General features: G+C 73.3%; 23 protein-coding genes and 1 pseudogene. 10 read left to right on the top strand and 14 right to left on the bottom strand.

Annotated elements, in window-relative coordinates:
• A pseudogene (locus IE180_RS28045) lies at positions 1 to 575 on the bottom strand (sensor histidine kinase); the annotation flags it as partial.
• A 253-nt stretch (positions 576 to 828) separates the two neighbouring features.
• Between IE180_RS28045 and IE180_RS28040 the strand changes: the two are divergent.
• Complete coding sequence (locus IE180_RS28040) at positions 829 to 1266, top strand: glutaredoxin domain-containing protein (protein WP_190159745.1); 438 nt, start codon at positions 829 to 831, stop codon at positions 1264 to 1266.
• 153 nt (positions 1267 to 1419) lie between these two features.
• On the opposite strand, the gene sigJ is transcribed toward IE180_RS28040, so the two are convergent.
• Complete coding sequence (gene sigJ, locus IE180_RS28035) at positions 1420 to 2373, bottom strand: RNA polymerase sigma factor SigJ (protein WP_190159744.1); 954 nt, start codon at positions 2371 to 2373, stop codon at positions 1420 to 1422.
• A gap of 157 nt (positions 2374 to 2530) precedes the next feature.
• Between sigJ and IE180_RS28030 the strand changes: the two genes are divergently transcribed.
• The gene (locus tag IE180_RS28030; RefSeq protein ID WP_190159743.1) at positions 2531 to 2932 is read left to right on the top strand and encodes a hypothetical protein; all 402 of its coding nucleotides are present in this window, start codon (positions 2531 to 2533) and stop codon (positions 2930 to 2932) included.
• A gap of 58 nt (positions 2933 to 2990) precedes the next feature.
• Here IE180_RS28030 and IE180_RS28025 read toward each other — a convergent pair whose 3' ends face one another.
• Both IE180_RS28025 and IE180_RS28020 read right to left on the bottom strand, forming a co-directional pair.
• Entirely contained in the window at positions 2991 to 3476 is a 486-nt protein-coding gene (locus IE180_RS28025) for an SRPBCC family protein (protein ID WP_190159742.1), read from the bottom strand.
• Positions 3477 to 3650: 174 nt separating this feature from the next.
• Positions 3651 to 4037 carry a VOC family protein gene (locus tag IE180_RS28020; protein WP_190159741.1) on the bottom strand — a complete coding sequence of 129 codons (387 nt, stop codon included), beginning with the start codon at positions 4035 to 4037 and terminating at the stop codon, positions 3651 to 3653.
• Between the two features lie 383 nt (positions 4038 to 4420).
• On the opposite strand from IE180_RS28020, the gene IE180_RS28015 reads away from it, so the two are divergent.
• Positions 4421 to 4954 carry a GNAT family N-acetyltransferase gene (locus IE180_RS28015; RefSeq protein WP_190159740.1) on the top strand — a complete coding sequence of 178 codons (534 nt, stop codon included), beginning with the start codon at positions 4421 to 4423 and terminating at the stop codon, positions 4952 to 4954.
• 40 nt (positions 4955 to 4994) lie between these two features.
• On the opposite strand, the gene IE180_RS28010 is transcribed toward IE180_RS28015, so the two are convergent.
• Entirely contained in the window at positions 4995 to 6188 is a 1194-nt protein-coding gene (locus IE180_RS28010) for an MFS transporter (protein WP_190159739.1), read from the bottom strand.
• 118 nt (positions 6189 to 6306) lie between these two features.
• Here IE180_RS28010 and IE180_RS28005 point away from each other — a divergent pair, with 118 nt between their 5' ends.
• Positions 6307 to 7035, top strand: a complete 729-nt coding sequence (locus IE180_RS28005; RefSeq protein ID WP_190159738.1) for a hypothetical protein — start codon at positions 6307 to 6309, stop codon at positions 7033 to 7035.
• Between the two features lie 110 nt (positions 7036 to 7145).
• Here IE180_RS28005 and IE180_RS28000 read toward each other — a convergent pair whose 3' ends face one another.
• Complete coding sequence (locus tag IE180_RS28000) at positions 7146 to 7490, bottom strand: ArsR/SmtB family transcription factor (RefSeq protein ID WP_190159737.1); 345 nt, start codon at positions 7488 to 7490, stop codon at positions 7146 to 7148.
• 134 nt (positions 7491 to 7624) lie between these two features.
• Between IE180_RS28000 and IE180_RS27995 the strand changes: the two genes are divergently transcribed.
• Entirely contained in the window at positions 7625 to 8602 is a 978-nt protein-coding gene (locus tag IE180_RS27995) for a quinone oxidoreductase family protein (protein WP_190159736.1), read from the top strand.
• A 165-nt stretch (positions 8603 to 8767) separates the two neighbouring features.
• Here the strand turns inward: IE180_RS27995 and IE180_RS27990 are convergent, their stop codons facing one another.
• The 3 genes from IE180_RS27990 to IE180_RS27980 all read right to left on the bottom strand — a co-directional run bounded on the left by IE180_RS27990 (position 8768) and on the right by IE180_RS27980 (position 11786).
• A complete protein-coding gene (locus IE180_RS27990; protein ID WP_190159735.1) occupies positions 8768 to 9343 on the bottom strand; it encodes a GNAT family N-acetyltransferase in 576 nt (191 codons plus the stop codon).
• Between the two features lie 255 nt (positions 9344 to 9598).
• Positions 9599 to 10519 carry a DUF2382 domain-containing protein gene (locus IE180_RS27985; protein ID WP_190159734.1) on the bottom strand — a complete coding sequence of 307 codons (921 nt, stop codon included), beginning with the start codon at positions 10517 to 10519 and terminating at the stop codon, positions 9599 to 9601.
• A gap of 154 nt (positions 10520 to 10673) precedes the next feature.
• On the bottom strand, positions 10674 to 11786 hold the full coding sequence (locus IE180_RS27980; protein ID WP_190159733.1) for an ABC transporter substrate-binding protein: 1113 nt from the start codon (positions 11784 to 11786) through the stop codon (positions 10674 to 10676).
• Between the two features lie 368 nt (positions 11787 to 12154).
• Here IE180_RS27980 and IE180_RS27975 point away from each other — a divergent pair, with 368 nt between their 5' ends.
• The 3 genes from IE180_RS27975 (at position 12155) to IE180_RS27965 (ending at position 13671) form a co-directional block, all read left to right on the top strand.
• Complete coding sequence (locus IE180_RS27975; protein WP_190159732.1) at positions 12155 to 12679, top strand: hypothetical protein; 525 nt, start codon at positions 12155 to 12157, stop codon at positions 12677 to 12679.
• Between the two features lie 328 nt (positions 12680 to 13007).
• Complete coding sequence (locus tag IE180_RS27970; RefSeq protein ID WP_190159731.1) at positions 13008 to 13175, top strand: hypothetical protein; 168 nt, start codon at positions 13008 to 13010, stop codon at positions 13173 to 13175.
• A gap of 43 nt (positions 13176 to 13218) precedes the next feature.
• A complete protein-coding gene (locus IE180_RS27965; RefSeq protein WP_190159730.1) occupies positions 13219 to 13671 on the top strand; it encodes a DUF5709 domain-containing protein in 453 nt (150 codons plus the stop codon).
• 33 nt (positions 13672 to 13704) lie between these two features.
• On the opposite strand, the gene IE180_RS27960 is transcribed toward IE180_RS27965, so the two are convergent.
• Positions 13705 to 14871 (bottom strand): PucR family transcriptional regulator, encoded by a 1167-nt coding sequence (locus tag IE180_RS27960; protein ID WP_190159729.1) that lies wholly within the window; start codon positions 14869 to 14871, stop codon positions 13705 to 13707.
• 145 nt (positions 14872 to 15016) lie between these two features.
• Here IE180_RS27960 and IE180_RS27955 point away from each other — a divergent pair, with 145 nt between their 5' ends.
• On the top strand, positions 15017 to 16504 hold the full coding sequence (locus IE180_RS27955) for a long-chain-fatty-acid--CoA ligase (protein WP_190159728.1): 1488 nt from the start codon (positions 15017 to 15019) through the stop codon (positions 16502 to 16504).
• A 103-nt stretch (positions 16505 to 16607) separates the two neighbouring features.
• Here the strand turns inward: IE180_RS27955 and IE180_RS27950 are convergent, their stop codons facing one another.
• Both IE180_RS27950 and IE180_RS27945 read right to left on the bottom strand, forming a co-directional pair.
• Positions 16608 to 17033: a tautomerase family protein gene (locus IE180_RS27950; protein ID WP_190159727.1), complete on the bottom strand. Its 426-nt coding sequence runs from the start codon at positions 17031 to 17033 to the stop codon at positions 16608 to 16610.
• 28 nt (positions 17034 to 17061) lie between these two features.
• The gene (locus tag IE180_RS27945; protein ID WP_190159726.1) at positions 17062 to 17760 is read right to left on the bottom strand and encodes an SDR family oxidoreductase; all 699 of its coding nucleotides are present in this window, start codon (positions 17758 to 17760) and stop codon (positions 17062 to 17064) included.
• 94 nt (positions 17761 to 17854) lie between these two features.
• On the opposite strand from IE180_RS27945, the gene IE180_RS27940 reads away from it, so the two are divergent.
• Positions 17855 to 18337, top strand: coding sequence for a winged helix-turn-helix transcriptional regulator (locus IE180_RS27940; protein ID WP_229860981.1), 483 nt, complete (start codon positions 17855 to 17857; stop codon positions 18335 to 18337).
• Between the two features lie 25 nt (positions 18338 to 18362).
• Here IE180_RS27940 and IE180_RS27935 read toward each other — a convergent pair whose 3' ends face one another.
• Both IE180_RS27935 and IE180_RS27930 read right to left on the bottom strand, forming a co-directional pair.
• Positions 18363 to 19574: a PucR family transcriptional regulator gene (locus tag IE180_RS27935; RefSeq protein WP_190159724.1), complete on the bottom strand. Its 1212-nt coding sequence runs from the start codon at positions 19572 to 19574 to the stop codon at positions 18363 to 18365.
• 213 nt (positions 19575 to 19787) lie between these two features.
• Positions 19788 to 20729, bottom strand: coding sequence for a hypothetical protein (locus tag IE180_RS27930; RefSeq protein ID WP_190159723.1), 942 nt, complete (start codon positions 20727 to 20729; stop codon positions 19788 to 19790).
• Between the last annotated feature and the right edge of the window lie 10 nt (positions 20730 to 20739).

The raw sequence follows: 20739 nt of genomic DNA, 5'->3' as shown, positions 1-20739 counted from the left end.
AGTTCCCGGCGGGTGCGGATCAGGTCGTCGATGAGCGCCCGCTGCCGTGCGGCCTGCCGCTGGGAGTGGAGGAAGACGGCGGTGGCGACGGCGGCCCCGGCGAACGGGGCGAACATCAGGTTCGGGTCGAAGCCGAAGCGGAGCCGTAGTTTCAGCTGAGCGGCCACGACGCACAGGGTGATCAGCGCGACCAGGGCGATCGCGGACCGGGTGCGCAGGGAGCGCAGGCTGGTGTAGAGCAGCGGTACGACGCACCAGCCGAAGCTGGGCGCGAGGACCACGAGGGTGAACCACACTCCGATGACGGCCGTCAGCCAGAGCCTGGGGGCCGGGCCCGCAGGAGCCCCGCCTCCGTCGGACTGCCGGGGGCCGAGGACCGGACCGAGCACGTACAGCAGGGCCAGGGCGACGGCGAGGGCGATCACCCAGGGGGTCGTACGGGTGCCGGGGTGGACGATCAGATAGCGGGTCAGCGACGAGCAGAGCAGGACGAAGAACGCCACGTGCATCACGGTCGCGAGCCAGCCGGCGTCCGGGTCGGCCGCTTCCGCGTCGATCGGCGATCGCCCGTCCATCCCCACCGTCCACTCCTCGAAGCCGACCGTCGTCCCGAGCCCAGGCTATCCGGATGGTTCCGCTCCGCATCGATCGGTCGATTGACCCCGTGTCGTCCGGCGGGGGCGCCGACCGGAGCCCGGCCGCCTCGCTCGCGAAGCGACACCCGGCCCTCGCGAGGCGACCTCCAGCCCTCGCGAAGGCACACCCCCCACACCCCGACGGGGCCGGCCCCGTCGCCACGCCCCGAGCCGGTCGGTAACCTGCGTCGTCATGAGGCGTGTCTGGATGTTGCCGGTGTTGTTCCTGCTCTGCGGTTCGCTCGCCGCGGCGGGGTCGATCTCCGACGGGAAACCCGTGGGAACCGCGGTGTTGCTGCTTCTGTTCGTACTGCTCGCCGTCGCTCACTCGCCCCTGGTCTTCCCGAGGACCACGGAAGCGTCGGAGGCGCAGCGCCTCAGTGCGGCCGACGGCCGCCCGATCGTCTACTGGCGGCCCGGCTGCAAGTACTGCCTGCGCCTGCGCCTCCGACTGGGCCGCCGTGCCCGCCAGTTCTACTGGGTCGACATCTGGCGGGATCCGGCCGGCGCGGCGGTGGTGCGGGCGGCGAACGGCGGCGACGAGACCGTGCCGACCGTCGTCGTCTCGGGCCGGCCGTTCGTCAACCCCGATCCCGCCTGGGTGCGCGAGCGGCTGTCCCCCTCCGCGTGAGCGGGGCCCGCCGGGGGCCCGCACGGACGCGAAGCCGACGTGCAGGAGGGGCGGCCCGACGAGCGTGACGATCGGACGCGGCTCGCCGACGTGATCCCCGGTGGATCCGGCCACCGGGGAGGTCCGGGAACCGATCCGCGACCCGGCCACGGCTCAATGCGCCGCGTCGTCCCTCCACGCCTGGAGCTTCTCCGGGTTCCGGACCGCCCAGATGCGGCTGATGCGGCCGTCGGCGAGGTCGAACGCCGCCACGGTCACGGTGACCCCCGAGTTCTGGGCGACCAGGCCCGGCCTGCCGTTGACGGTGCGCTCGAGGAGCGTGAGGCCCGGGGCCTTGTCGGCGATGTGGACGACGTACTGGGCGATGAGCGCGCTGCCCTCGACGGGGCGCAGCACGGCGCCGACCAGACCGCCGCCGTCGGCCGTCATCGTGGCGTCGGGGGCGAGGAGGCCGACGAGGGCCTTGATGTCCTTGGCCTCCCACGCCTCCTTGAAGTCCCGCACCAGGGCGGCCTGTCCGGTCGGCGGCCCGGCCGGCCTCCCCTCCGCGCGGATCCGGCGCCGTGCCGAGGACGCCAACTGCCTGCAGGCGGCGGGGGACCGGCCGACGATCTCGGCGACCTCGGCGAAGGGGTACGCGAAGACGTCGTGCAGGACGAACGCCACGCGCTCGGCCGGTGTCATCGACTCCAGCACGACGAGGAACGCCATGTCCACCGACTCGTCCAGGGTGACCCGGTCGGCGGGGTCGGCCGGCCCGGACCGTCCGGCGTCCGCCCGTCCGCCGCCCCATTCCGCGCGGTCGGGCAACGGCTCCGGTATCCACGCCCCGACGTAGCGCTCGCGCCGGGACCGCGCCGAGCCGAGCATGTCCAGACAGACACGGCCGGCCACCGTCGTCAGCCAGGCCTCCGGCGATTCGACGGCCTTCCGCTGCCGCGGCGACATCGCGTACCAGCGGGCGTACGTCTCCTGTACGGCGTCCTCGGCCTCGGTCGACGAACCGAGCAGCCGGTAGCCCAGGTTGATCAGCCGGCGCCGCTCGCCGACGACCACGGCGAGGTCCGGCTCGGTCCCGTCGCGCACCGGTTCGTCGGGGGCGCTCATGATCGCGGCCGCTCCCTGCTTCCTCGGACCTTCGCGGTGTGACGTGGATCTCGCTCCTCCGGCACCTCCGGCACCTCACATTTCCCGGGCCCGCGTCGTCGGACCGTTCGAGAGACTACCGAGCCACCGCCGCGAGGCAGAAGAAGAGGACCGAGTCATGGCCACCACCGCGCAGACCACGGCAGTACGGGACAGCAGCCGCACGTTCCTGCGGGTCTCGATCGCCCTCCAGACCCTGACCGTCTTCTTCCAGGCAGCCACCGCAGGACTGCTTCTGACCTCGCCTCGGGGCGAGTTGCTGCACGGCGTCGGAGCGCGCGTGATGTACGGCGCCACGATGCTGTACGTGCTGGCGGCGGTCCTCGCCTGGAAGCCGGGCGGCGGCTCGCCCCGACCCGTCCTGTACGCGACCGGCTTCCTGGTCCTCGCCTCGGTGCAGGTGGTGCTGGGCATCGCGCACGAGCCGTCCCTCCACGTCCCCCTGGGCGTCCTGATGTTCGGTCTGAGCGTGCTGGACCTGGGCCGGGCCCTCTCCGGCCGGCGCACGCGGGAGTCGTAGGCCCCCGTCGGCAGACGGTCGGCGTCCGGCCCGCCGGGGCGCCTGATCGCCCGGGCGATCAGGCGCCGGCCGTCGCGGTCCTCGCGATGCGTTCGAGCGTGGTGCGCATCCCGGCCCGGTTGAGCGCGACCCGCCGGGCCGGGTTCGTCCCCGCGAAGACCGTTCCGAGCAGGTCGGCGGCCCGGGCCCGGTACCCGTCGGTCCGCAGGTCCTGCCAGAACTCGGTGAGCCGCGTCCCCGCGCCCTCCGGTTCGAACCGGTAGCCCCAGCGGGCGATCGGGAGCCCGAAGACGCTGATGTCGAAGACGAACTCGCTGTCCGGACTCATCCGGGCCACCCGTCCGACGGTCGGCCAGAGGAAAGGCCCGCGCCGGTTGAACCCGATGAACCGGGAGCCGGTGCGGACCGGAGGGCGCAACACCCACACGGACCGGCACTCGGGGCTCCACCGCCCCATGTTCCGCAGGTCCGACACCAACCGGTAGACCACCGCCGGCGGCGCGTCGACGACCGTGCTCTCCTCAAGGCTCCACTGCCGGTCCATGGCCCGCTCCCCTCGCACCCGTGGGACTGCCCCACTTGCTACTCGCCGGTACGTTAGCGGGCGGGGGAGCCGGCTGTCCCCGGATCCCCGTGCTGTGACCCACCGGACACGTCCGGCCGGTCGGGCGCAGGGCCCGTTCGCCCGGCCGGCACGCGCGGGACCGGCGGGTGCGGCTCAGTCCTCGACGTCCTGCGGGTACCAGCGCAGTTCGACCGTGTTGCCGTCGGGGTCCTTCACGTAGACCGACTGGGCGGAGCCGCGTGCGCCCCAGCGCGGGACCGGGCCCTCCAGGACGTCGAACGTGCCGGAGTCGATGACCTCCTGCCAGTCCAGGGGGTCGACGACCAGACAGATGTGGTCGACGTTGGACTCGCCCCGCGGACGGGAGAAGAGGTCGATCACGGTGTGCTCGTCTATGCGTACGGAGGGGAACGACACCTCGCCGGCCCGCCACTCCTCGACGCGCTCGGGGGCGAGGCCCAGGGCGCCGGTGTAGAACTCGAGGGCCTTGTCGACGTCGGTCACGTTGAGCACCAGGTGGTCGAAGGCTTTGACTCGCATGATGGGCTCAGAACCTTTCAGGGGTTTGCGTCTCTTCTCGATGATCATGGTGACTGCGGCGGTCCCGGGCAAGGGCCTTGGGTGACCACGATCCGGACCGGTCGGCTCCGGACCACGCCTCCCGGCCCGCCCCTACCCGGCAGAGGAAGGCCGTCACCGCGTCGGACGGAAAGCTCGGGAGGGAAGCCGTTCCAGCGCGGCTCTTCGGGCAGGTGCCCCGTGTCGTCGGAGCGGAGGACGGCGGGGGCCGGCCGGGGAGGGGACGCACTCCGGCACCGTGCGGTTCCACCGCCGGGGAGGACGCCGCACGCCGCCCGTCCCTCGGCGGGCCAGGGCCCGGCCCTCACCCGACCAGGGACGGGCCGGTGCGGGACCATGGCGGGATGACGGATCGCCACTTCCCCGCGCCCCCGGCCGTGGTGCGGCTCGCGGAGTACACGAAGGCCGAGCAGAACGAGATGCTCGGCGACGGCCCCGACCCCTTCGGCGTCGCGGACGCCGGGTTGACCTGGCTGCCCAAGGAGGACCACTTCGGCATCAGACGGAACGGCCGCCTCGTCGCCCACGCCGGCCTGCTGCGGCTTCCCCTGTCGATCGACGGCGTCGACACCCCGGCGGTGGGCCTCGGCGGTGTGGCGGTCGCCCCCGACCTGCGCGGACACGGGCTGGCGCGGGCGGTCGTATCGGCGGCCGTGGACCACGCGCGGACGCTGGGGCCACGGCACGGGCTCCTCTTCTGCCGTCCTCCGCTCGTCCCCCTCTACGAGCGGCTCGGCTGGCGGGCCCTCGACCGGGACGTCCACGTCGAGCAACCCGGGGGAGCCGTGGTCATGCCGTTGCGGACCATGTGGACGCCCCTGCGCGACGGCGTGACCTGGCCCCCGGGAGAGGTCCGTCTGCTCTCGCTCCCCATGTGAGGACGGCCGCGGCCGGCGATCGCCGGGCGGACCGGGGGTCTCACCGTTCTCCCGTCCGCACCGGCCGCCGCAGCAGGTAGACCGCGGCCGACGTGACCAGCACCAGCATGCAGCCGGTGAACACCAGGCCCGCCTCCTCCAGGCCCAGTGGCCCGGTCAGGAGGCCGACCCCGATGACGGGGATCGAGATTCCCGTGTAGGCGACCAGGAACAGGGCCGAGATCACCGCCGCACGCCGCTCCACCGGGGCGGCCGCGGCGACGGCGGACATCGCCGCGCGGAACGAGAGCCCCTGGCCGATCCCGCCGACGACGGCGGCGAGGACCACGAGCACCAGCAGTTCCGCGGAGAGCGCCCCGGCCAGGAAGGCCAGCCCGGCGAAGAGCACGGCGCAGCCCAGCGGCAGGGACCGGGACACCCCGAAGCGGCCGACGGCGAGCTGCCCGGCGGTGGAGGCGAAGAAGGCCAGCGCGACGACCAGTCCGCTCACCGCGTGGTTGTCCACGTGCAGGAAACGGCCGAGGAAGGCGGGGCTGACCGAGGTGAACAGCCCGAACAGGGCGAACCCGGCGAAGGAGGCGGTGGCCGCCGGCACGAACACCGGGCGCACCTCCGCGGGCAGGGCCGGCCGTTGTGGCCGTACGGTGGTCAGCGGCCGGGGATCCCGTACGGTCTCCGGCAGCCGCAGGAGGACGACCGCCGACACGGCGACCAGGGCGAGGTGGACGGCGAACGGGAGCAGCAGCGGTTCCGGCGCGTACTCCGCGAGCAGCCCGGCGAGCAGGGGCCCGCAGCCCAGCCCGCCCATGTTCGCGGCCGTCGCCACGAACGTCGCCCGGGACTGGCCGCCGGGCGGGGCGAGGTCCATGACGTACGCGGTCGCGGCCCCGGTGAACAGGCCGGCCGACAGGCCCGACAGCAGCCGGCCCGCGTACAGCCAGCCCAGCCCGTCGGCGCACAGGAAGCAGACGGCGCTCGCCGCCGCGAACCCGAGCCCCCAGAACAGGGTCGGCCGCCTGCCGACGCCGTCCGAGGCGTTGCCCGCGAGCAGCAGCACGCCGATGACGCCGAAGGCGTACACGGCGTACACGACGGTCACCGTCAGCTCGGAGAACCCGAACTTCTCCTGGTAGAGGGGGTAGAGCGGAGTCGGCAGCGTGGTGCCGGTCATCCCCACGACGAACACGGCCCCGGCGAGCAGACACCGGAGCCATCCTTGACGATCACCAACCATGCCGCCGACCGTAACCCCGCCGTCCGCCCCCGCCCGGCGACGCGGCGCTCACGACCGGGCCGACGACCTTGGTGGCCCAAGGGGGCGGCGGGGAGACCCGGGGGGGCAGACTGTGCGCATGGACGGATGGACGCACCTGGGCAGTGAACCCGGCCCCATGCCGTACGGGCGCCTGCGCGTCGAGGACGAGGACCTCGGTCCGGCGCGCTGGCTGACCGAGCGCCGCCCCGGGTACGGCGACTTCGGCACGGTCGCCGGCGTCGCCGCGCCCGGCTTCCCGGCGTACGCCCGGGTGCTGCACCCCGCGGAGCTCGACGGGCGTCCGGTCCGCTGGGACACCGTGGCCGCCGCGTACGGGCGGAGGGTCGGGCCGCTGACGAACTGGCACGAGGTGATCGGAGTGGAGCCGTTCCACCAGAACGGCGGGGACCACGGCCTGCCCGGGGTGTGGGACGAGGGCCCCGGCGAAGGCCCCACGCCCGTCGGCGTGGCGCGCGTCCTGATCCCCGTCCTCGCGCGCCACACAGGCACCCCGGACCACTGCTGGTACGGCCTGTGGCACGGGTACGGCCGCTGGGACTGGGACGGGATTCCCACGTTCCCGACTCCGGAGAGGGACGAGATCCTGCTGTCCGGAACGCTGGCCGACGCCGTGTCCCCCGAACTCCTGGAGGCGTTCGCCGAACTGCCCGACCTGTGGTGGCCGCAGGACCGCGCCTGGTGCGTGGGCGGCGACACCGACCTGGCCAGTACGTACGTCTGCGGTTCCGAGGAACTGATCGCCGATCTGCTCGCCACGACCGGTCTGGAGGCCCTCCGGGTCTCGGCGTCCGACCAGGTCGGCTGACGGCGGTCCGCCTCCGGAGTCCGGCGGCCCGCCGGGACCGTCTCCACCGGGGCGCGGACGGTCTGCCGTTCCACGCCGCCCCCGTCCCCCGGCGTGGGGCGCCCCGCCCTTCAGCCCAGGTCGTCTTCGCGCAGGATGAGTTCGAGGAGACCGGGGAAGCGGGCGTCGAACTCCTCGCGGCGGAGGCGGTTGAGCCGTTTCGGCCCCTGATCGCGCTGCTCGACGAGACCCGCGCCGCGCAGGACGGTGAAGTGGTGGCTCTTGGCGGCCCTGCCGACGGGCACGTCGAAGTCGCTGCAGCTGAGCGTCCAGTCGGGCCGGGAGTCCAGTTCGCGGATCAGCCGGATGCGGACGGGGTCGGCGAGCGCGGAGAGCGCGGAGAGCAGGACGACGTCGTCGGGGTGCGTGTGCGCGGGCGCCGGTCGGTGGCTCCTGGCCCCAGGCTGCTCGGGCATCCCGCTCACTCCCCGTGTCGCGACCGATCCGCTTGCCCTGTGTTCGATGACCATCATACAGTCCGAGTGTTCGCTTTTCGTTGAACACTCTGTTCGGGCTCCCCGTCCGAGCTCCCCTGAAGGGTGGTTCCTCCATGCGCGCGATCGAGTTCCACGAGTACGGCGGCCCCGAGGTCCTGCGGCTCGTCGAGGCCACGGAACCCGGGCCGGGACCGGGGCAGGTGGCCATCGACGTCGCCTGGGCGGGAGTGAACTTCGCCGACGTCAAGGCCCGCGCGGAGGGATACCGGGTCGACGAACTGCCCTACCGGCCCGGCCTGGAGGTCTCCGGTCGCGTCCGGGCCGTCGGCGAGGGGGTCGTCGGCATCGAGGTGGGCCGGGAAGTCGCCGCCCTCGTCGACGGGGGAGGCTACGCCGAGGTGGCCCTCGCCCGGGCCGACGCCGTCTTCCCGCTCCCCGAGGGGCTGGACCCGAGGACCGCGGCGACGCTTCCCACGGTCCTGCCGACCGCGCACGCCCTGATCCACGAGGTGGGGCGGTTGCGGGCGGGCGAGAGCGTGCTCGTGCACGGGGCGGCGGGCGGCATCGGCACGGCCGTCGGCCAACTGGCCCGGGCCGCCGGCGCCGGAGCCGTGTACGGCGTGGCCTCCACCGAGGCGAAGGCCGCGTACGCCCTGGAGTACGGCTACGACGAGGTCTTCCTCCCCGACGCCTTCGTCGAGGACGTCCGGCGGGCCACCGGCGGCAGGGGAGTCGACCTCGTCCTCGACCCCGTGGGCGGAGAGACCCTCCGCCGAGGGCTGGGCGCCCTGGCCCCCTTCGGACGCCTGGTCTCCTTCGGCAACGCCGGCGGCGGCGCCCCGTGGCAGGTGGGCCAGCCCGAACTGTACGGTCAGGGGCACTCCGTCGCGGGCTTCTCCGTGCTGACGCTCGCCCGGACGGCCCCCGCCGCCGCGCGCGCCCTGACCGAGCGCGCCCTGCGCACGGTCTCCGAGGGGACCGTGACCCTTCCCGTCACCGCCGAGTTCCCCCTCGCCGACGCGGCCGGGGCCCATCGGCTCCTGGGCGGACGCGGCTCCACGGGCAAGCTTCTGCTCCGCGTGGAGGACTGACCGGAGCCGTCCGCCGGGACATGCCCCCGGCCCCACCCGCGGACGGGGCCCTGCTCCCGTCCGCGGGTGGGGCCGGGCGTCGTCGTCCCGGGGCGTTCCGGCGGACGGCCCGGAGGGGGCGGCACCGCTTCCGTGCTCAGGGGCGAGGCGGGCGCGTGCCCGCGGTCAGCCCTGCCGACGGAGGTCCAGCATCTGGAAGACCTTGTCGTAGCGGCGTTCGCCGACCGCCACGAAGTCGGCCAGACGGCCGTACTCGGTGAAGCCCAGCGACCGGTAGAGGCGCAGGGCACCGGCGTTGTCGCCCCGGACGTCCAGGGTGAGGACCTCGATCCCGGTCTCCCGGGCGTCGGCGATCAGGGAGTCGGTCAGCGCCCGGCCGATGCCGAGGCCCTGGGCGGTGGCATCCACCGCGACCTTCTCCAGATCGGCGTGCGGCCGATGGGTCGGCCGGGCGTAGCGGACCCAGTACCCCAACCCGACCAGCCGGTGGCCGACGTAGGCGAGCCGGAGGGCCGCGTCCCCCGCCCGTACGGCGGAGAGGACGTGGTCCAGGAGCTCCACCACCTCGTCCCGCGACGGCGGTTCGACCCAGCCGAGGGCCGCGCCTTCCCCGACCAGGTCCGACAGGATCCGATGGGCCGAGTCCGCGAGCCCCTCCCGCAGCGCCGGATCGGACGTCGCCTCCACGGCGCCGAGGAGGAGGGGCCGGGGGACCGCGTCACGGGAGATCGCCGGTTTCATGATCGTCAGCCTAGCCGTCGCGGGGATCGGACCGGGCCGGGTCCCGGCCGCCGGACCGTCACCGGCGGCCGGACGGGCCGTCAGCCTTGCCGTCGACGCCTCCGGTTCGGCCGGCGCGGATGCGCCACGACGTCGAGACCGCCCACCGTCGCGAGGAGTTCCGCGTTCCGGTGGGCGGCGAGTCCGGCCGACGGCCGCCGGCGTTCCCGCGCCGCGTCCGGCCCGGGGGCGGGCCGGACGGGCGGGGGCGTGCGGTCAGTGGCCGCGCCTCCTGTCGGGGTCCTCGGACGGGTCGGCGTCGTCGCCGGCCTCCACGTCGATGCGTTCCTTGCGCACCTGGCCGGTGATCGTCTCCTCGTCGGTGACCTCGTCCGTACGGAGTCCGACCCGCTCGACGGGGACGGTCCGGGTCTCGACCACGGGGCGCTCCTCGTGGAGGATCACCTCGTGCTCGGCCTCGGAGATCTCGGGCCCGGACAGGGCCTGTTCCCGGTTGGCGTCCGTGATGGGCTCACGTTCCACGCGCACTTCCTCGTGGCGGACCGGCACGGTCTGCTGGACCTCTTCGGTGACGACGTACTTCCGCAGCCGGATGCGGCCGGTCTCGACCCGTTCGGTGCCGACGTGCATCTCTTCCTCGGACCGGGTCATGGTGTCGTCGCCGACCGAGGCGTCCGCGCGGGCCCTCCCCCCGTCCCTCGCCCCGAGGCCGTCTCCGTCCCGGTCGCGCATTCCGGCGGTGCCCGCCATGCCGGCGGTGCCCGCGGCGCCCGTCATGCCCGCGGTTCCGGCCGTGTCGGCGGTGCCGTGGGCCCAGCCTTCCTCGCCGGGCTGGTTCGCCCGCTGCCACGCCTCGTCCCAGGCGATGCCGTAGTACTCGTAGAGGCGCTGCTCCTCGCTCGCGTCGAGGTGGCCCCCGCCGTCGACGTCGACGTGCGGAGCGTCCTTCACCCGGTCCTTGGGGTAGGGGACCTCCAAGTGGTCGTCGACCATGGAGGCGTCCTTGATCGGGACGAAGGATTCGCTGGTGCCGAACAATCCGGTCTTGACGGTGACCCATGCGGGGCGGCCGGTGGCGTCGTCGACGAACACGTGCTTGGCGTCGCCGATCTTCTTGCCCTCGGTGTCGTATACGGGGTGGTCCAGTACGGTGGCGATCTGTTCGTGGGCGATCATGTTCACCCTCCTGGTGTTGTCGTGGTCCTCCTGCGACTAGCCAGGAGGAACGGAACATAATCGTCCAAATCTTCCTTTATTTGATTGACTTGTGTTCAGTTGATCGTTGAAATGAAGGTGGTCCGGCGCCCGGTCGACCGGACGCCGGCCCCGCTCAGCCGGTGCGCAGGACGCGGAAACGGCCGGGATCCGCCGGGTCCCGGTCGACGATCCGGACGGGCGCCCCGGCCCATTGCCACACGTCGATGCCCGGTGTGCGGGAGAACCGGACCGGCCCGCGGGTCCCCTCGACCGTCACGTGCGGCCACGCCCCCGCGACGGCCGCCCGCTCCGTACCGTGGGAACGGAGCGCCGCGGCGAGGACGGTGATGGTGTCCCAGCCCTCGAAGGCGACGAACGACGGTTCCTCGCCCAGCCGCTCGCGAAGTTGCTTCCCGACGCGGTCGCCGAGCGGTCCGAGGTCCTCGGGCAGGTAGCGCAGGAACGGGATCCCGGCGCCGTCCGCGCCGAGTTCCGCGGCCCATCCGGCGAACTCCGGCTGTCCGGCGGGGGCGCCGACCAGCAGGTCCGCGAGCCGCCGGTCGGCGCGGACGGCCCTGACGATCGGCACCGCCGGCTCCGGAGTGCCGACCAGCAGCAGGAGCGCCGTGGCCCCGTGGTCGGCGAGCGCGTCGCACAGGGCCCCGGGGGCGAGCGCGGTGACGTCGAGTTCGACGACGGTGCCGCCCCGGGAGGCGAGGCGTTCCCGCAGGATGCGGGTGCCGGACGCCCAGTAGGGGCTCGGCTGGGTCGCCACGGCGATCCGGTGCCGGCCCGTGGAGAGGAGGAAGTCCGCGTAGCTCCGCCAGCCACGGGACTGGACGGGGGACAGGCGCGCGACCCAATGCGTCGGCTCCTCGGTCAGGGCGTCGAGCACGGCGGACGAGCAGAGGAACGGCACGCCGAGGGCGTCGGCCCGGGTGGCGGCGGCGCGGGCGACGACGCTGTGGTACTCGCCCGCGACGGCGGCCACGCCCAGGTCCGCCAGTTCGGCCACGGCGGCGGAGGCGCGCTCCGGATCGGCCGCGGTGTCCCGGACCAGCAGCTCCAGCGGTCTGCCGTCGATCCCGCCCGCGTCGTTGACCTCGTGCACGGCCAGGTCGAGTCCCGCGAGGAGGTGTCGCCCCGCCTCGACCCAGCCGGGCCGCGTCAACGGGGCGAGCGCGCCCAGGCGGACGGGCGGCCCGTCCACGGACCCGGCTGCGGACGGCGGTGCCGGCGTGTTCATCGGAGTGACGTCTCCCTCGGACGGTGTGGTCGTGATCGTCCATGGGAACCACGGCCCGGGGCCCTGGGCAACCGGTTATCCGTGCGACGAACCGCCAGGGGGCCGGATCGCGGGACTCCGTGGACACCGCCCGGAACGGGACGGGATGGCCGAGCGCGAACCGTACGCGACCGTGCGCGGGCGACGACGGGGGTGCCGTCGCCCGGGGAGGAGGGACGGAAAACACGGAGCCGGGAAGGGCGGGAGCCGTGCGGAAGGGCCGGGAAGGGGGAACCTCCCGGCCCTTCCGCACGTTCCGGAGGGCGACCTGATCTTCCGGACGTGTGACACGACGGCGGTGTGCCGTCGTCGGGGGAAGCGAGCAAGCCATGGCCATGGTGGGCCTGTTCTGGATCGCCGAGGGCGATGTGTACGTGGGCGCGAAGCCGTCCGGTTCGGCGCCCGGGGTACGCCTGACCCCTGAGGGCGTGGTGGCCCTCGGCGACGGGCAGGCCGGCCTCCACCTGTGGGAGGACGTATGTGCCCTGACGGTGGCGGACGTCCCCGTGAAGTCCCTGAAGCGGCAGGTCGGCGTGGTCACGGACGTGGCCCTGGACATGGTGATGAACCTGGCCATGACGGTGGGCACGGGTCTGGGCGAAGCCCCGCCGCTGATGACGACGGTCCTGGAATCGCACGACGGCGAGCACGAGCTGCAGGCCTACGCGGCCGCGGCCGTCGGCTACTCCCCGACCGAGGCCGACCTCTCCCGCGCCCTTCTGAACCGCCTCACGGAGGGTGCCGCGACGATGTCCACGACGCTGGCGGCGATGTCGGCGTGGGGCCGCGCGTGGGAGGGCGGAACGCCCCGCCCGGCGCAGCGGGAGAAGCTGCTGCGGGAATGGGTCGCTTGACGACCCGGTCACGCGTGCTTCCGGCGGTCACGCGGTCCGTCGGGAACCGCGGACGTCGCCGCGGACACACCGGGTTGCGTTTGCCCGGGACGCGGGGACCATGGAAGGGAGAACAGGGACTCGACGCCCGCCGAAGGCGCCCCACGCCGGGGACGCGCGGCCCGGACCGGCACGAGGCCGGACGGGCCCCGAAGCCGTACGGCCCGTGCCCGGGACGGCGGTCGCCTCCCGGCCGGTCCACGCCGACGGAACGGGCCGGGGCCGCCCCGTCGTGACCCGCCGCGCGACCGGACCGGTCGGCGTCGACCACACTCCCCCAGGAGACGCCATGACCGAACCCGACGACCCGCTCGGCTCCTGGACGGGCCGGCTGCTCCGACTCGGCGTCGGCATCTCACCGGATGACGCCCGGAGATTCGTGCACGACCTGTACGCACAGGCCCAGTCCGATCGCGACGACGAGCGGGCGAAGGCCGACTTCGAACGGGAGGAGTGAACCCGGGCCGAGCCGTCGTCCCGCCGAAGGAACGGAGTTCCCCATGACCGAGGCGGAAGCGTGGGGCGATGACGTCTACCAGCCCGACGGAAGCGAGATCCGGGAGGACGTCGGCCTCCTGGACTACGAGGACACCCTCGAAGGGCCGCTCGGCGACCCGTTCGACGAGGGGTACTCGCCCCCGGAACGGCCCCTCGGGGTCCAGCACGCGGGGGTGACCGCGGCCGAACGGCAGCGTGGCGAAACCCTGGACGAGCGTCTGGCGGAGGAGGAGCCCGAGATCTCCCCCTTGGACGGCGACGGCCTCGGCGACACGACGGACACCGACGGGGAGCTCCTGGACGACCAGGTCGGCGGCCGGCGTGCGGGCCGCCTGGTGTCCGAGGACGAGGGCACGGGCCCCGTCGGCCCGGAACCGAACGCCCGGGACCTCGGCCTGGCGGGCGGGGCGGCGTCCGCGGAGGAAGCCGCGATGCACATCGTCGAGGAGGAATGACGCCGGCGAGGGGCGACCCCCGCGCCGGACGGCTCAGCTCGTCCCCCGATTGCGGACCGCGAGCAGTGCCGCGCCGACGTCCGCCGCCGCTCGCGGATCGGAGAGGGAACGGCCCGTCAACTCCTCCACGCGCCGCAGGCGGTAGCGCACGGTGTTGGGATGGACGAACAGGCTCCGCGCCGCACCGCCGGCCGAGCCCGCGGCGGCGAACCAGTGCTCCAGGGTGCGCAGGAGCCGGGACCGCTCCGCGGCCGGAAGGTCGAGCACCGGCCGGAGCACCACCTCCGTCAGGTGCGCGGCCTCGGCCGGAGCCGCGGCGACGACCATCGCCAGCGGGTTGTCGTCGAAGCGGGCCACGCCGGGTCCGGTGCCTTCCAGGCCGGCCAGCGCGAGACGGGCGAAGCGCAGGGCCCGGGGCGTGTCCCGCAGTGACCGGAAGCGCGGGCTGAAGCCCACGCGGGCGCGGGTCCGGCGGAGGATGCGCAGGCACGTCGTCTCCGCCGCCTCCGTGGGCAGGGCGATCAGGGCGAGCTGCTCGTCCGGCAGGAGCCGCCACGCGGAGGGCAGGTGCGCCTGGCGCAGCGCCGTCTCCGCACCGGTGAGCGGTTCCTCGCCGGGAGCGCCGGCCTTCGCGGCGGCGACCGCGTAGGGCCCGTGCTCGGGAAGCTCCAGTTCGCGGGCGGCCTCCCACAGCGTGCGGTCGGTGACGACGCCGGTGAACACCGCCTCCACCAGGGCGGAACGCCGGGCCTGCCCCTGTGACGTGAGTTCCGCGGCCGCCTCCCGGTAGGCCACCGCCACCGCCTCCGCGTACAGCCCGGACAACGCCCAGAACTCGGTCGACTCCGACAGCAGGAGTTCGTCGGACACCTCGGGGCGGGCGCGGGCCTCGGCGAGGATCTCCGTCCACAGGAGCTGCGAGCCGATCCGGTACGCGTGCAGGGTGTCCGCCAGCGGGACCCCCTGCTCCGCGCGGAGCCGCCCCGTCTCGCGGGCCGAACTCGCGTCGGGGGGGCCGCCGAGGCGGAGGTGGGCGAGGATGAGGTCCGCGTTGGCGGTGCAGGAGTCGCGCAGCGAGTCCAGGGGGATCAGTGACTCGTCCTTGTACGCCTCGACGTCCGCGCGGATCCGCAGCGCCATCCGCTCGCCCAGTTCCGGAAGCCCCGCCTGCAGCGTCTCCGCCACACCAGAAAGGATCATCTCCGCAGCTTAACGCCCTGACATTGTGACGGGGGACAATCCAGGGCGTTGTGCGTTGTCACTCCGGCCATAGGCCGCGACCGCATACGGCTGCAAGATGTCGACGATGTAAACATTCGGCGGTTCCGTGTAACGGAGGCGGGTCATGGCCAATCTGGCAGGGTTCCTCGTGGAGACGGCGGGGCGGCAGCCCGAGCGCCCGGCGCTGCGCCTGGGGGAGCAGGTCATCACCTACGCGGAGCTGGACGAGCGCAGCGCCCGCGCCGCAGCCCTGCTCAGGTCCGAGGGAGTGCGGCCCGGGGACCGCGTCGCCCTGATGCTGCCGAACGTTCCCGAGTTCGTCGTGCTGTACTACGGCGTCCTGCGCGCCGGGGCGGTCGTCGTGCCGATGAACCCGCTCCTGAAGACCCGGGAGACCGAGTTCCACCTCGCCGACTCCGGCGCCGTGCGGCTCTTCGAGTGGCACCAGGCGCCGGGCGAGGGGGCGCGGGGAGCGGCCGCCGCGGGAGTGCGGCACACGGCCGTCGAACCGGCGGCCTTCGCCGCGACGCTGGCCGGGTACGAGCCGCTGCCCGGGGTCGCCGACACGGACGACGAGGACATGGCCGTCCTGCTGTACACCTCCGGCACCACCGGCCGCCCCAAGGGCGCCGTGCTCTCCCACGCCGGGCTCCGGCACAACACCGAGGTCAACAGCATCCACATCCAGCGGATGGCGCCGGAGGACGTGGTGGTCGGCTGCCTGCCGCTGTTCCACATCTTCGGCCAGATCTGCACCATGAGCGCGGCCGTCCGCAGCGGCGCCTCCCTCGTCATGATCCCGCGCTTCGACCCGGGGGCCGTCCTGGAGGCCGTCGCCCGCGAGCGGGCCACCGTGTTCGAGGGCGTGCCGACCATGTACGCGGCGCTGCTGCAGCACCCGTCCGAGGCGGACGTGTCGACGCTGCGGATGTGCATCTCCGGCGGCGCCTCGCTGCCGGTGGAGATCCTGCACGGCTTCGAGCGGCGCTTCGGCTGTCCCGTCCTGGAGGGCTTCGGCATGTCCGAGACCAGCCCCGTGGTCACCTTCAACCACCCCGACCGGCCGCGCAAGGCCGGCTCCATCGGCACCCCCATCCGGGACGTCGAGGTGCGGCTGCTCGACGACGAGGGCCAGGACGTGGCCCCCGGCGGGATCGGCGAACTGGCCGTCCGGGGCCCCAACGTGATGAAGGGGTACTGGAACCGCCCGGAGGAGACGGAGGCCGCCGTCCCCGACGGCTGGCTGCGCACCGGCGACCTCGCCCGCGCCGACGAGGACGGCTACCTGTACGTCGTCGACCGCAAGAAGGACATGATCATCCGCGGCGGTTACAACGTCTACCCGCGCGAGATCGAGGAGGTCCTCCACGAGCACCCGGCCGTCGCCCTCGCCGCCGTGGTCGGCGTCCCGCACGCCGAACTGGGCGAGGAGGTCGCGGCCGCGGTCGTGCTCCGTCCCGGCGCGCAGGCCCTCCCCGACGAGCTGCGGGAGTACGTCAAGGAACGCGTGGCGGCCTACAAGTACCCGCGCCGGGTCTGGCTGACGGACGCGCTGCCGCTGGGACCGAGCGGCAAGATCCTCAAGCGGGAGATCACCGTGCCCGTGGGGTGAGGGACGTCCGCCCCGGCGCGCCTGCGCACCGGGGCGGACGACCGCGTCGCCGTGGCGGACGCCCCGGGCCGGCCCGCGCGGCAGCGGGGCGCGGGCCCGCGCATCAGTAGGGCGTGGCTGCGTTCTGCCGGGCCCAGTGCCGTTCGGCCTCCGAGCCGCCCGGCGGAGGCACGAGCCCGTTGATCATCCAGAGTTCCTCGCTGGTCTCGTCGACGTGGAACTCCCAGTGGAGGCCGGCGTGCCGTTCCAGGTGGGGGCGCAGCATCTCCCTGATCCAGCGGGCGGTCCTGCGCCTGCTGTCCTCGTCGGGGTTGCGCCGGGCGATGTGGTCGACGGTGATGCGGACCCCGGCCGGGACGGGCTCCCCGCCGACGTGGAAGTCCTCGGGCCGGAGTTCGTGGAAGAGCGTGACCACGTAGAAGCGGGGCAGCCCCACCTTCTCGTAATGGTCCGCGACGGTCGAGGCGAGCCGGTGCTTCTCCTCGGCGGAGAAGATCCCGGGCGTGTGGTGAACGGTCCACAGGGGCATGGCGGTTCGTCGCTCCTTCGTGAGGGTTTCAGGCAGCCGGGAAGGCCAGGTGTTCCACGGGGCCGGAGAGCGCGGCCTTCACGGTGGCGCTGACGTCGTCGGCGAGCACCTCCGCGTCCCCGGCCTCCAGTCCGTCGACGATCCGCGCGGCCACGTCGGCGGGCTTCGCCTTGCTCCGTTCGAGGGCGGAGACCATGTCCGTGTCGATGAATCCGGCGTGCACGCCGACGACGTGCGTGTGCTGCGGCGCGAGTTCGAGCCGGAGCGAGTTCGTGAGGGACCAGGCCGCCGCCTTGGAGGCGCCGTACGCCCCGGCCCCCGCCAGCCACGACAGGACGGAGTGCATGTTCACCAGCGCTCCGCCGCCGTTCGCGGCGAGGACCGGTGCGAACGCCCGCGCCACCCGCAGCGGGCCGAAGACGTTGACGTCGAAGGTCTCGGTCATCTGCTCGACGTCACCCGTGAGCAGCGGGGCGGGGTGCAGGACCCCGGCGTTGTTGAACACGATCTCGGCGTCCGCGGCGATCTCGGCGAGGGCGGCGACCGACTCCTCCGAGCGGACCTCGAGCGGGACGGTCACCACCCGGGGGCGCTCGTCGGCGTACGCCGAGCGGGCGGTGGAGTACACCTTGGCCGCCCCGCGCACCAGCACCTCGTCCACCAGCGCGGCTCCCAGCCCCCGCCGTCCACCGGTCACCACGACCACCCTGCCCGCCACCGCAACCACGGCATGCTCCTCATCTGGATAACGTCTTCGTTAGTCAGATGCAAACACGCCATGGCTGAGTAACGCAAGCATTAGTTACAATGGGCGAGTGGCGATGAGGTTCGAGAAGCGGTTGAGCGACCGGGACGCGTGGTCGATCGGCGACGGGTGCTCCGCCGCCCGGGTGCTCGACCTGCTCAGCACCCGGACGGTCTTCATGGTCGTGCGGGAATGCTTCTACGGCACCACCAGGTTCGAGGACTTCGTGACGAGGATCGGGGCCTCCGCGCCCTCGGTGTCCCGCGCGCTCAAGCAGCTGGAGGCCGCCGGGGTCGTGGCACGCACTCCCTACCGGGAGCCGGGGAAGCGGGCGCGCGACGAGTACCGGCTGACCGGGGCCGGCGAGGACCTGCTGCCGGTCTTCCTCTCGCTGATCCGGTGGGGCGACGCGTACCTGCAGGACGGCCGCCCGCCGCTGGCCTTCGTCGAGGCCGGGAGCGGCCGCCCGTTGAGCGTGCGCGTGACGGCCGACCCGGCGCCGGATCCCTCCTCCGACGACATCGAGATCCGCGTGCACCCCGACTGGCGGCGCGACTGACGCCCCGTCGAGAGGTGCGCCTCCCTCAGTCCGCGCGCTTCCCGCCCTGGAGGTGGAGCGAGCGCAGGGCCGCCTCCAGGGCGAACCGGTGGTCGGGGTCGAGGAGCCGGTCGCCGAAGTGGTTGTCCAGGTTCCGCAGGCGGTAGCGGACCGTCTGGGCGTGGACGCCCAGCATCTCGCCGACCTGCTCGGCGGGGGCCCGCGTGGAGACGTGCACGCGCAGGGTCTCGATCAGCCGCTCGCGCCGTGTGCCGGACAGCCCGTCGAGCGGGGCCAGTTCGCGGGCGGCGAGCTGGGCGGTGAGGGCCGGATCGGACAACAGCCACAACGTCGTCAGATGCTCCTCGCAGTGCACGAGGGGGGCGTCCGCCACGATGCCGTCGTCGATGAGCCGCAGGACGTGCCGCGCCCAGCGGATGGAGTGCGCGGCCTGCACCGGCGGCACGGTCAGGCCGACGACGGCGGGGGTGCCGGCCAGGGCCGAGTCGAGCATCGCGAGGCGCTGCGCGGTGAGCGGGCCGGGGATGAGCAGATGCGGCTCGGGGAGGCTGAGGTCGGCCAGGACGTCCCGGTCCAGGCCCGCCTGGACGAGTTCGGCGACCGGCGGGCGGAGGGCCACCAGGGTGCACTCGGCGGGGAGTTGCCAGGAGGCCTCCTTGCACAGCTCGGCGATGGTCGCCCGGGGCAGCGGCGGACCGGCGACGACCAGGTGGAGGAGCTGCCTCCGCAGGGCCGCCACATCGGACACGGCGCGCGCCTGGACCATGAGGTAGCCCTCGCGGGAGAGGGCCTCCAGCTCGTCGACGTAGGCGAAGAGGGCGTCCGCGAAGGCCAGGATCAGGGTGGGGGAGAGGTTGTACGTGCGTCCGATGCTCTTGGCCCGGCGTAACGCGATGCGCGCGCCGAGGCGGTAGGCGCCCTGCAGGGTGTCGAGGTCCCGGCCCTCGTAGGCCTCCACCCGGCCGAACTTGCGGATCAGTTCGTCCCGGAGGGCCGAGTTCCGCCCGGGGTCCGCGACCCGCTCCACGAAGGCCGCGAGCGCCTGCTCCACGCCCTGGCGGATCGCGTCCGAGTGGGGTCCCTTGAAGAGGTGGGCGTACACGGGATAGGTCCGCTGGACCTCCACACCGATCTCCTTGATGAGGCCCGGGATCTCCGGTCTCATCAGGGCGGCGAACTCCCTGGGGAGCGGGTCGAGCGGCTCGCCGATGCTCGATGACTGTGCGGTTGCGGGCATGACCGATCCCTTGCTCTCCTGCGCGACCGGTGGGGAGCGGCGGTGCGGCGCCCACCGTGGGGGGTGGGCGCCGCCTCGGCCGTCAGGTGCGTACCAACGGGGACTGCTGAAGCTAAATCAACTGCTGTGTGCTGTACACAACTTGCGCAAGAGTTGGCGTCCAGGGGGCCCGTGTGCCGCCCGAGTAGGCCGGGAATCGACCCTGGATGGCCGTTACCTGACGGCCGAGTGCCAGTTCTGCGAGAACACCTTTCCGGCGTCGGGAGCGACGACGCCGGGGGCGTAGAGACCGGTCAGGTACGTCTGGGTGTTGTCGAGGGTGATGCTGTTCCTGCCGGCGGCGGCGGGCAGTCCGGTCTTGAGGTTGACCGCGCCGTTGACGAGGCCGAGGCCGAGCCCGCAGCCGCTGGCGCCGGGGACGGCGAAGGTCCTGTCGACCTGGGTGGAGCCGAGGATGTTCAGGCGGCTCATGTCGCCCTCCTCGTTCGGGGAGCCGTCGCCGTTGTAGCGCTCCACGGAGAAGTCGGGGGACGTGAGGTTGCTCGGGCGCAGCACGATCGGGTTGGACTTCGTGCCGATGTAGCAGTTGCTGCCGAGGAAGGGGTTCTGGAGGTGGATGCGGACCGGGATCCGCACGATCGGCATGTCGGTGAGGACGCCCGCGATCTGGTCGAACTCCGAGGGCGTGCCGACCGATTCCACGGTGGCGGTGATCTTGTTGAGGTCGGCGTCCGACAGCTGCCGGCAGATGTCGGTGATGAACGGGATGTCGCTCGGACACATCAGACCGAGCAGACCGCCGGGGACGGTGGCGGAGTCCGCGATGAGCGAGCCGGCGGGCGGGGGGACGACGGTGTTGGTGCCGTCGGCGTTCTGGATCACACCGAACTGGAGGTTCGTCCTCCCGGTGACGACGGTCGTGTTGCCGAGCTTGATGGATCCGCCGGCGGAGGAGGACGACACGCACTGCGTCGACCGGTCGAGGCCGTCGGCGGCGAGCATCGCGGGGGCGTCGACGGGGCAGCGGTCGAACGGGGCCCAGGCGCCGTTCAGCTGCGGAGCGGCAGCGGTCGCCGTGCCGATGGAGACGAAGGCGCCGAGCGCGGTCAGCGCGGAGAGGGTGGCGAGTCTCGTGCGGGAGGAGACGAGGGACATGGCGGATGCC

The organism is Streptomyces litmocidini (assembly GCF_014649755.1).
Taxonomy (GTDB): domain Bacteria; phylum Actinomycetota; class Actinomycetes; order Streptomycetales; family Streptomycetaceae; genus Streptomyces; species Streptomyces litmocidini.
The sequence above is the reverse complement of the archived record's forward strand: the minus strand, read 5'-3'. Positions and strand labels throughout refer to the sequence as shown.

Coding starts and splice junctions, on each gene's coding strand:
- IE180_RS27980 (WP_190159733.1), bottom strand. CDS start 11,786: ATGAACACGCCGGCACCGCCGTCCGCAGCCGGGTCCGTGGACGGGCCG.
- IE180_RS28030 (WP_190159743.1), top strand. CDS start 2,531: ATGGCCACCACCGCGCAGACCACGGCAGTACGGGACAGCAGCCGCACG.
- IE180_RS27950 (WP_190159727.1), bottom strand. CDS start 17,033: ATGCCCCTGTGGACCGTTCACCACACGCCCGGGATCTTCTCCGCCGAG.
- IE180_RS28040 (WP_190159745.1), top strand. CDS start 829: ATGAGGCGTGTCTGGATGTTGCCGGTGTTGTTCCTGCTCTGCGGTTCG.
- IE180_RS28015 (WP_190159740.1), top strand. CDS start 4,421: ATGACGGATCGCCACTTCCCCGCGCCCCCGGCCGTGGTGCGGCTCGCG.
- IE180_RS28005 (WP_190159738.1), top strand. CDS start 6,307: ATGGACGGATGGACGCACCTGGGCAGTGAACCCGGCCCCATGCCGTAC.
- IE180_RS27995 (WP_190159736.1), top strand. CDS start 7,625: ATGCGCGCGATCGAGTTCCACGAGTACGGCGGCCCCGAGGTCCTGCGG.
- IE180_RS27965 (WP_190159730.1), top strand. CDS start 13,219: ATGACCGAGGCGGAAGCGTGGGGCGATGACGTCTACCAGCCCGACGGA.
- IE180_RS27935 (WP_190159724.1), bottom strand. CDS start 19,574: ATGCCCGCAACCGCACAGTCATCGAGCATCGGCGAGCCGCTCGACCCG.
- IE180_RS27975 (WP_190159732.1), top strand. CDS start 12,155: ATGGCCATGGTGGGCCTGTTCTGGATCGCCGAGGGCGATGTGTACGTG.
- IE180_RS27955 (WP_190159728.1), top strand. CDS start 15,017: ATGGCCAATCTGGCAGGGTTCCTCGTGGAGACGGCGGGGCGGCAGCCC.
- sigJ (WP_190159744.1), bottom strand. CDS start 2,373: ATGAGCGCCCCCGACGAACCGGTGCGCGACGGGACCGAGCCGGACCTC.
- IE180_RS27985 (WP_190159734.1), bottom strand. CDS start 10,519: ATGATCGCCCACGAACAGATCGCCACCGTACTGGACCACCCCGTATAC.
- IE180_RS28010 (WP_190159739.1), bottom strand. CDS start 6,188: ATGGTTGGTGATCGTCAAGGATGGCTCCGGTGTCTGCTCGCCGGGGCC.
- IE180_RS27960 (WP_190159729.1), bottom strand. CDS start 14,871: ATGATCCTTTCTGGTGTGGCGGAGACGCTGCAGGCGGGGCTTCCGGAA.
- IE180_RS28020 (WP_190159741.1), bottom strand. CDS start 4,037: ATGCGAGTCAAAGCCTTCGACCACCTGGTGCTCAACGTGACCGACGTC.
- IE180_RS27940 (WP_229860981.1), top strand. CDS start 17,855: ATGAGGTTCGAGAAGCGGTTGAGCGACCGGGACGCGTGGTCGATCGGC.
- IE180_RS27970 (WP_190159731.1), top strand. CDS start 13,008: ATGACCGAACCCGACGACCCGCTCGGCTCCTGGACGGGCCGGCTGCTC.
- IE180_RS28025 (WP_190159742.1), bottom strand. CDS start 3,476: ATGGACCGGCAGTGGAGCCTTGAGGAGAGCACGGTCGTCGACGCGCCG.
- IE180_RS27990 (WP_190159735.1), bottom strand. CDS start 9,343: ATGAAACCGGCGATCTCCCGTGACGCGGTCCCCCGGCCCCTCCTCCTC.
- IE180_RS27930 (WP_190159723.1), bottom strand. CDS start 20,729: ATGTCCCTCGTCTCCTCCCGCACGAGACTCGCCACCCTCTCCGCGCTG.
- IE180_RS28000 (WP_190159737.1), bottom strand. CDS start 7,490: ATGCCCGAGCAGCCTGGGGCCAGGAGCCACCGACCGGCGCCCGCGCAC.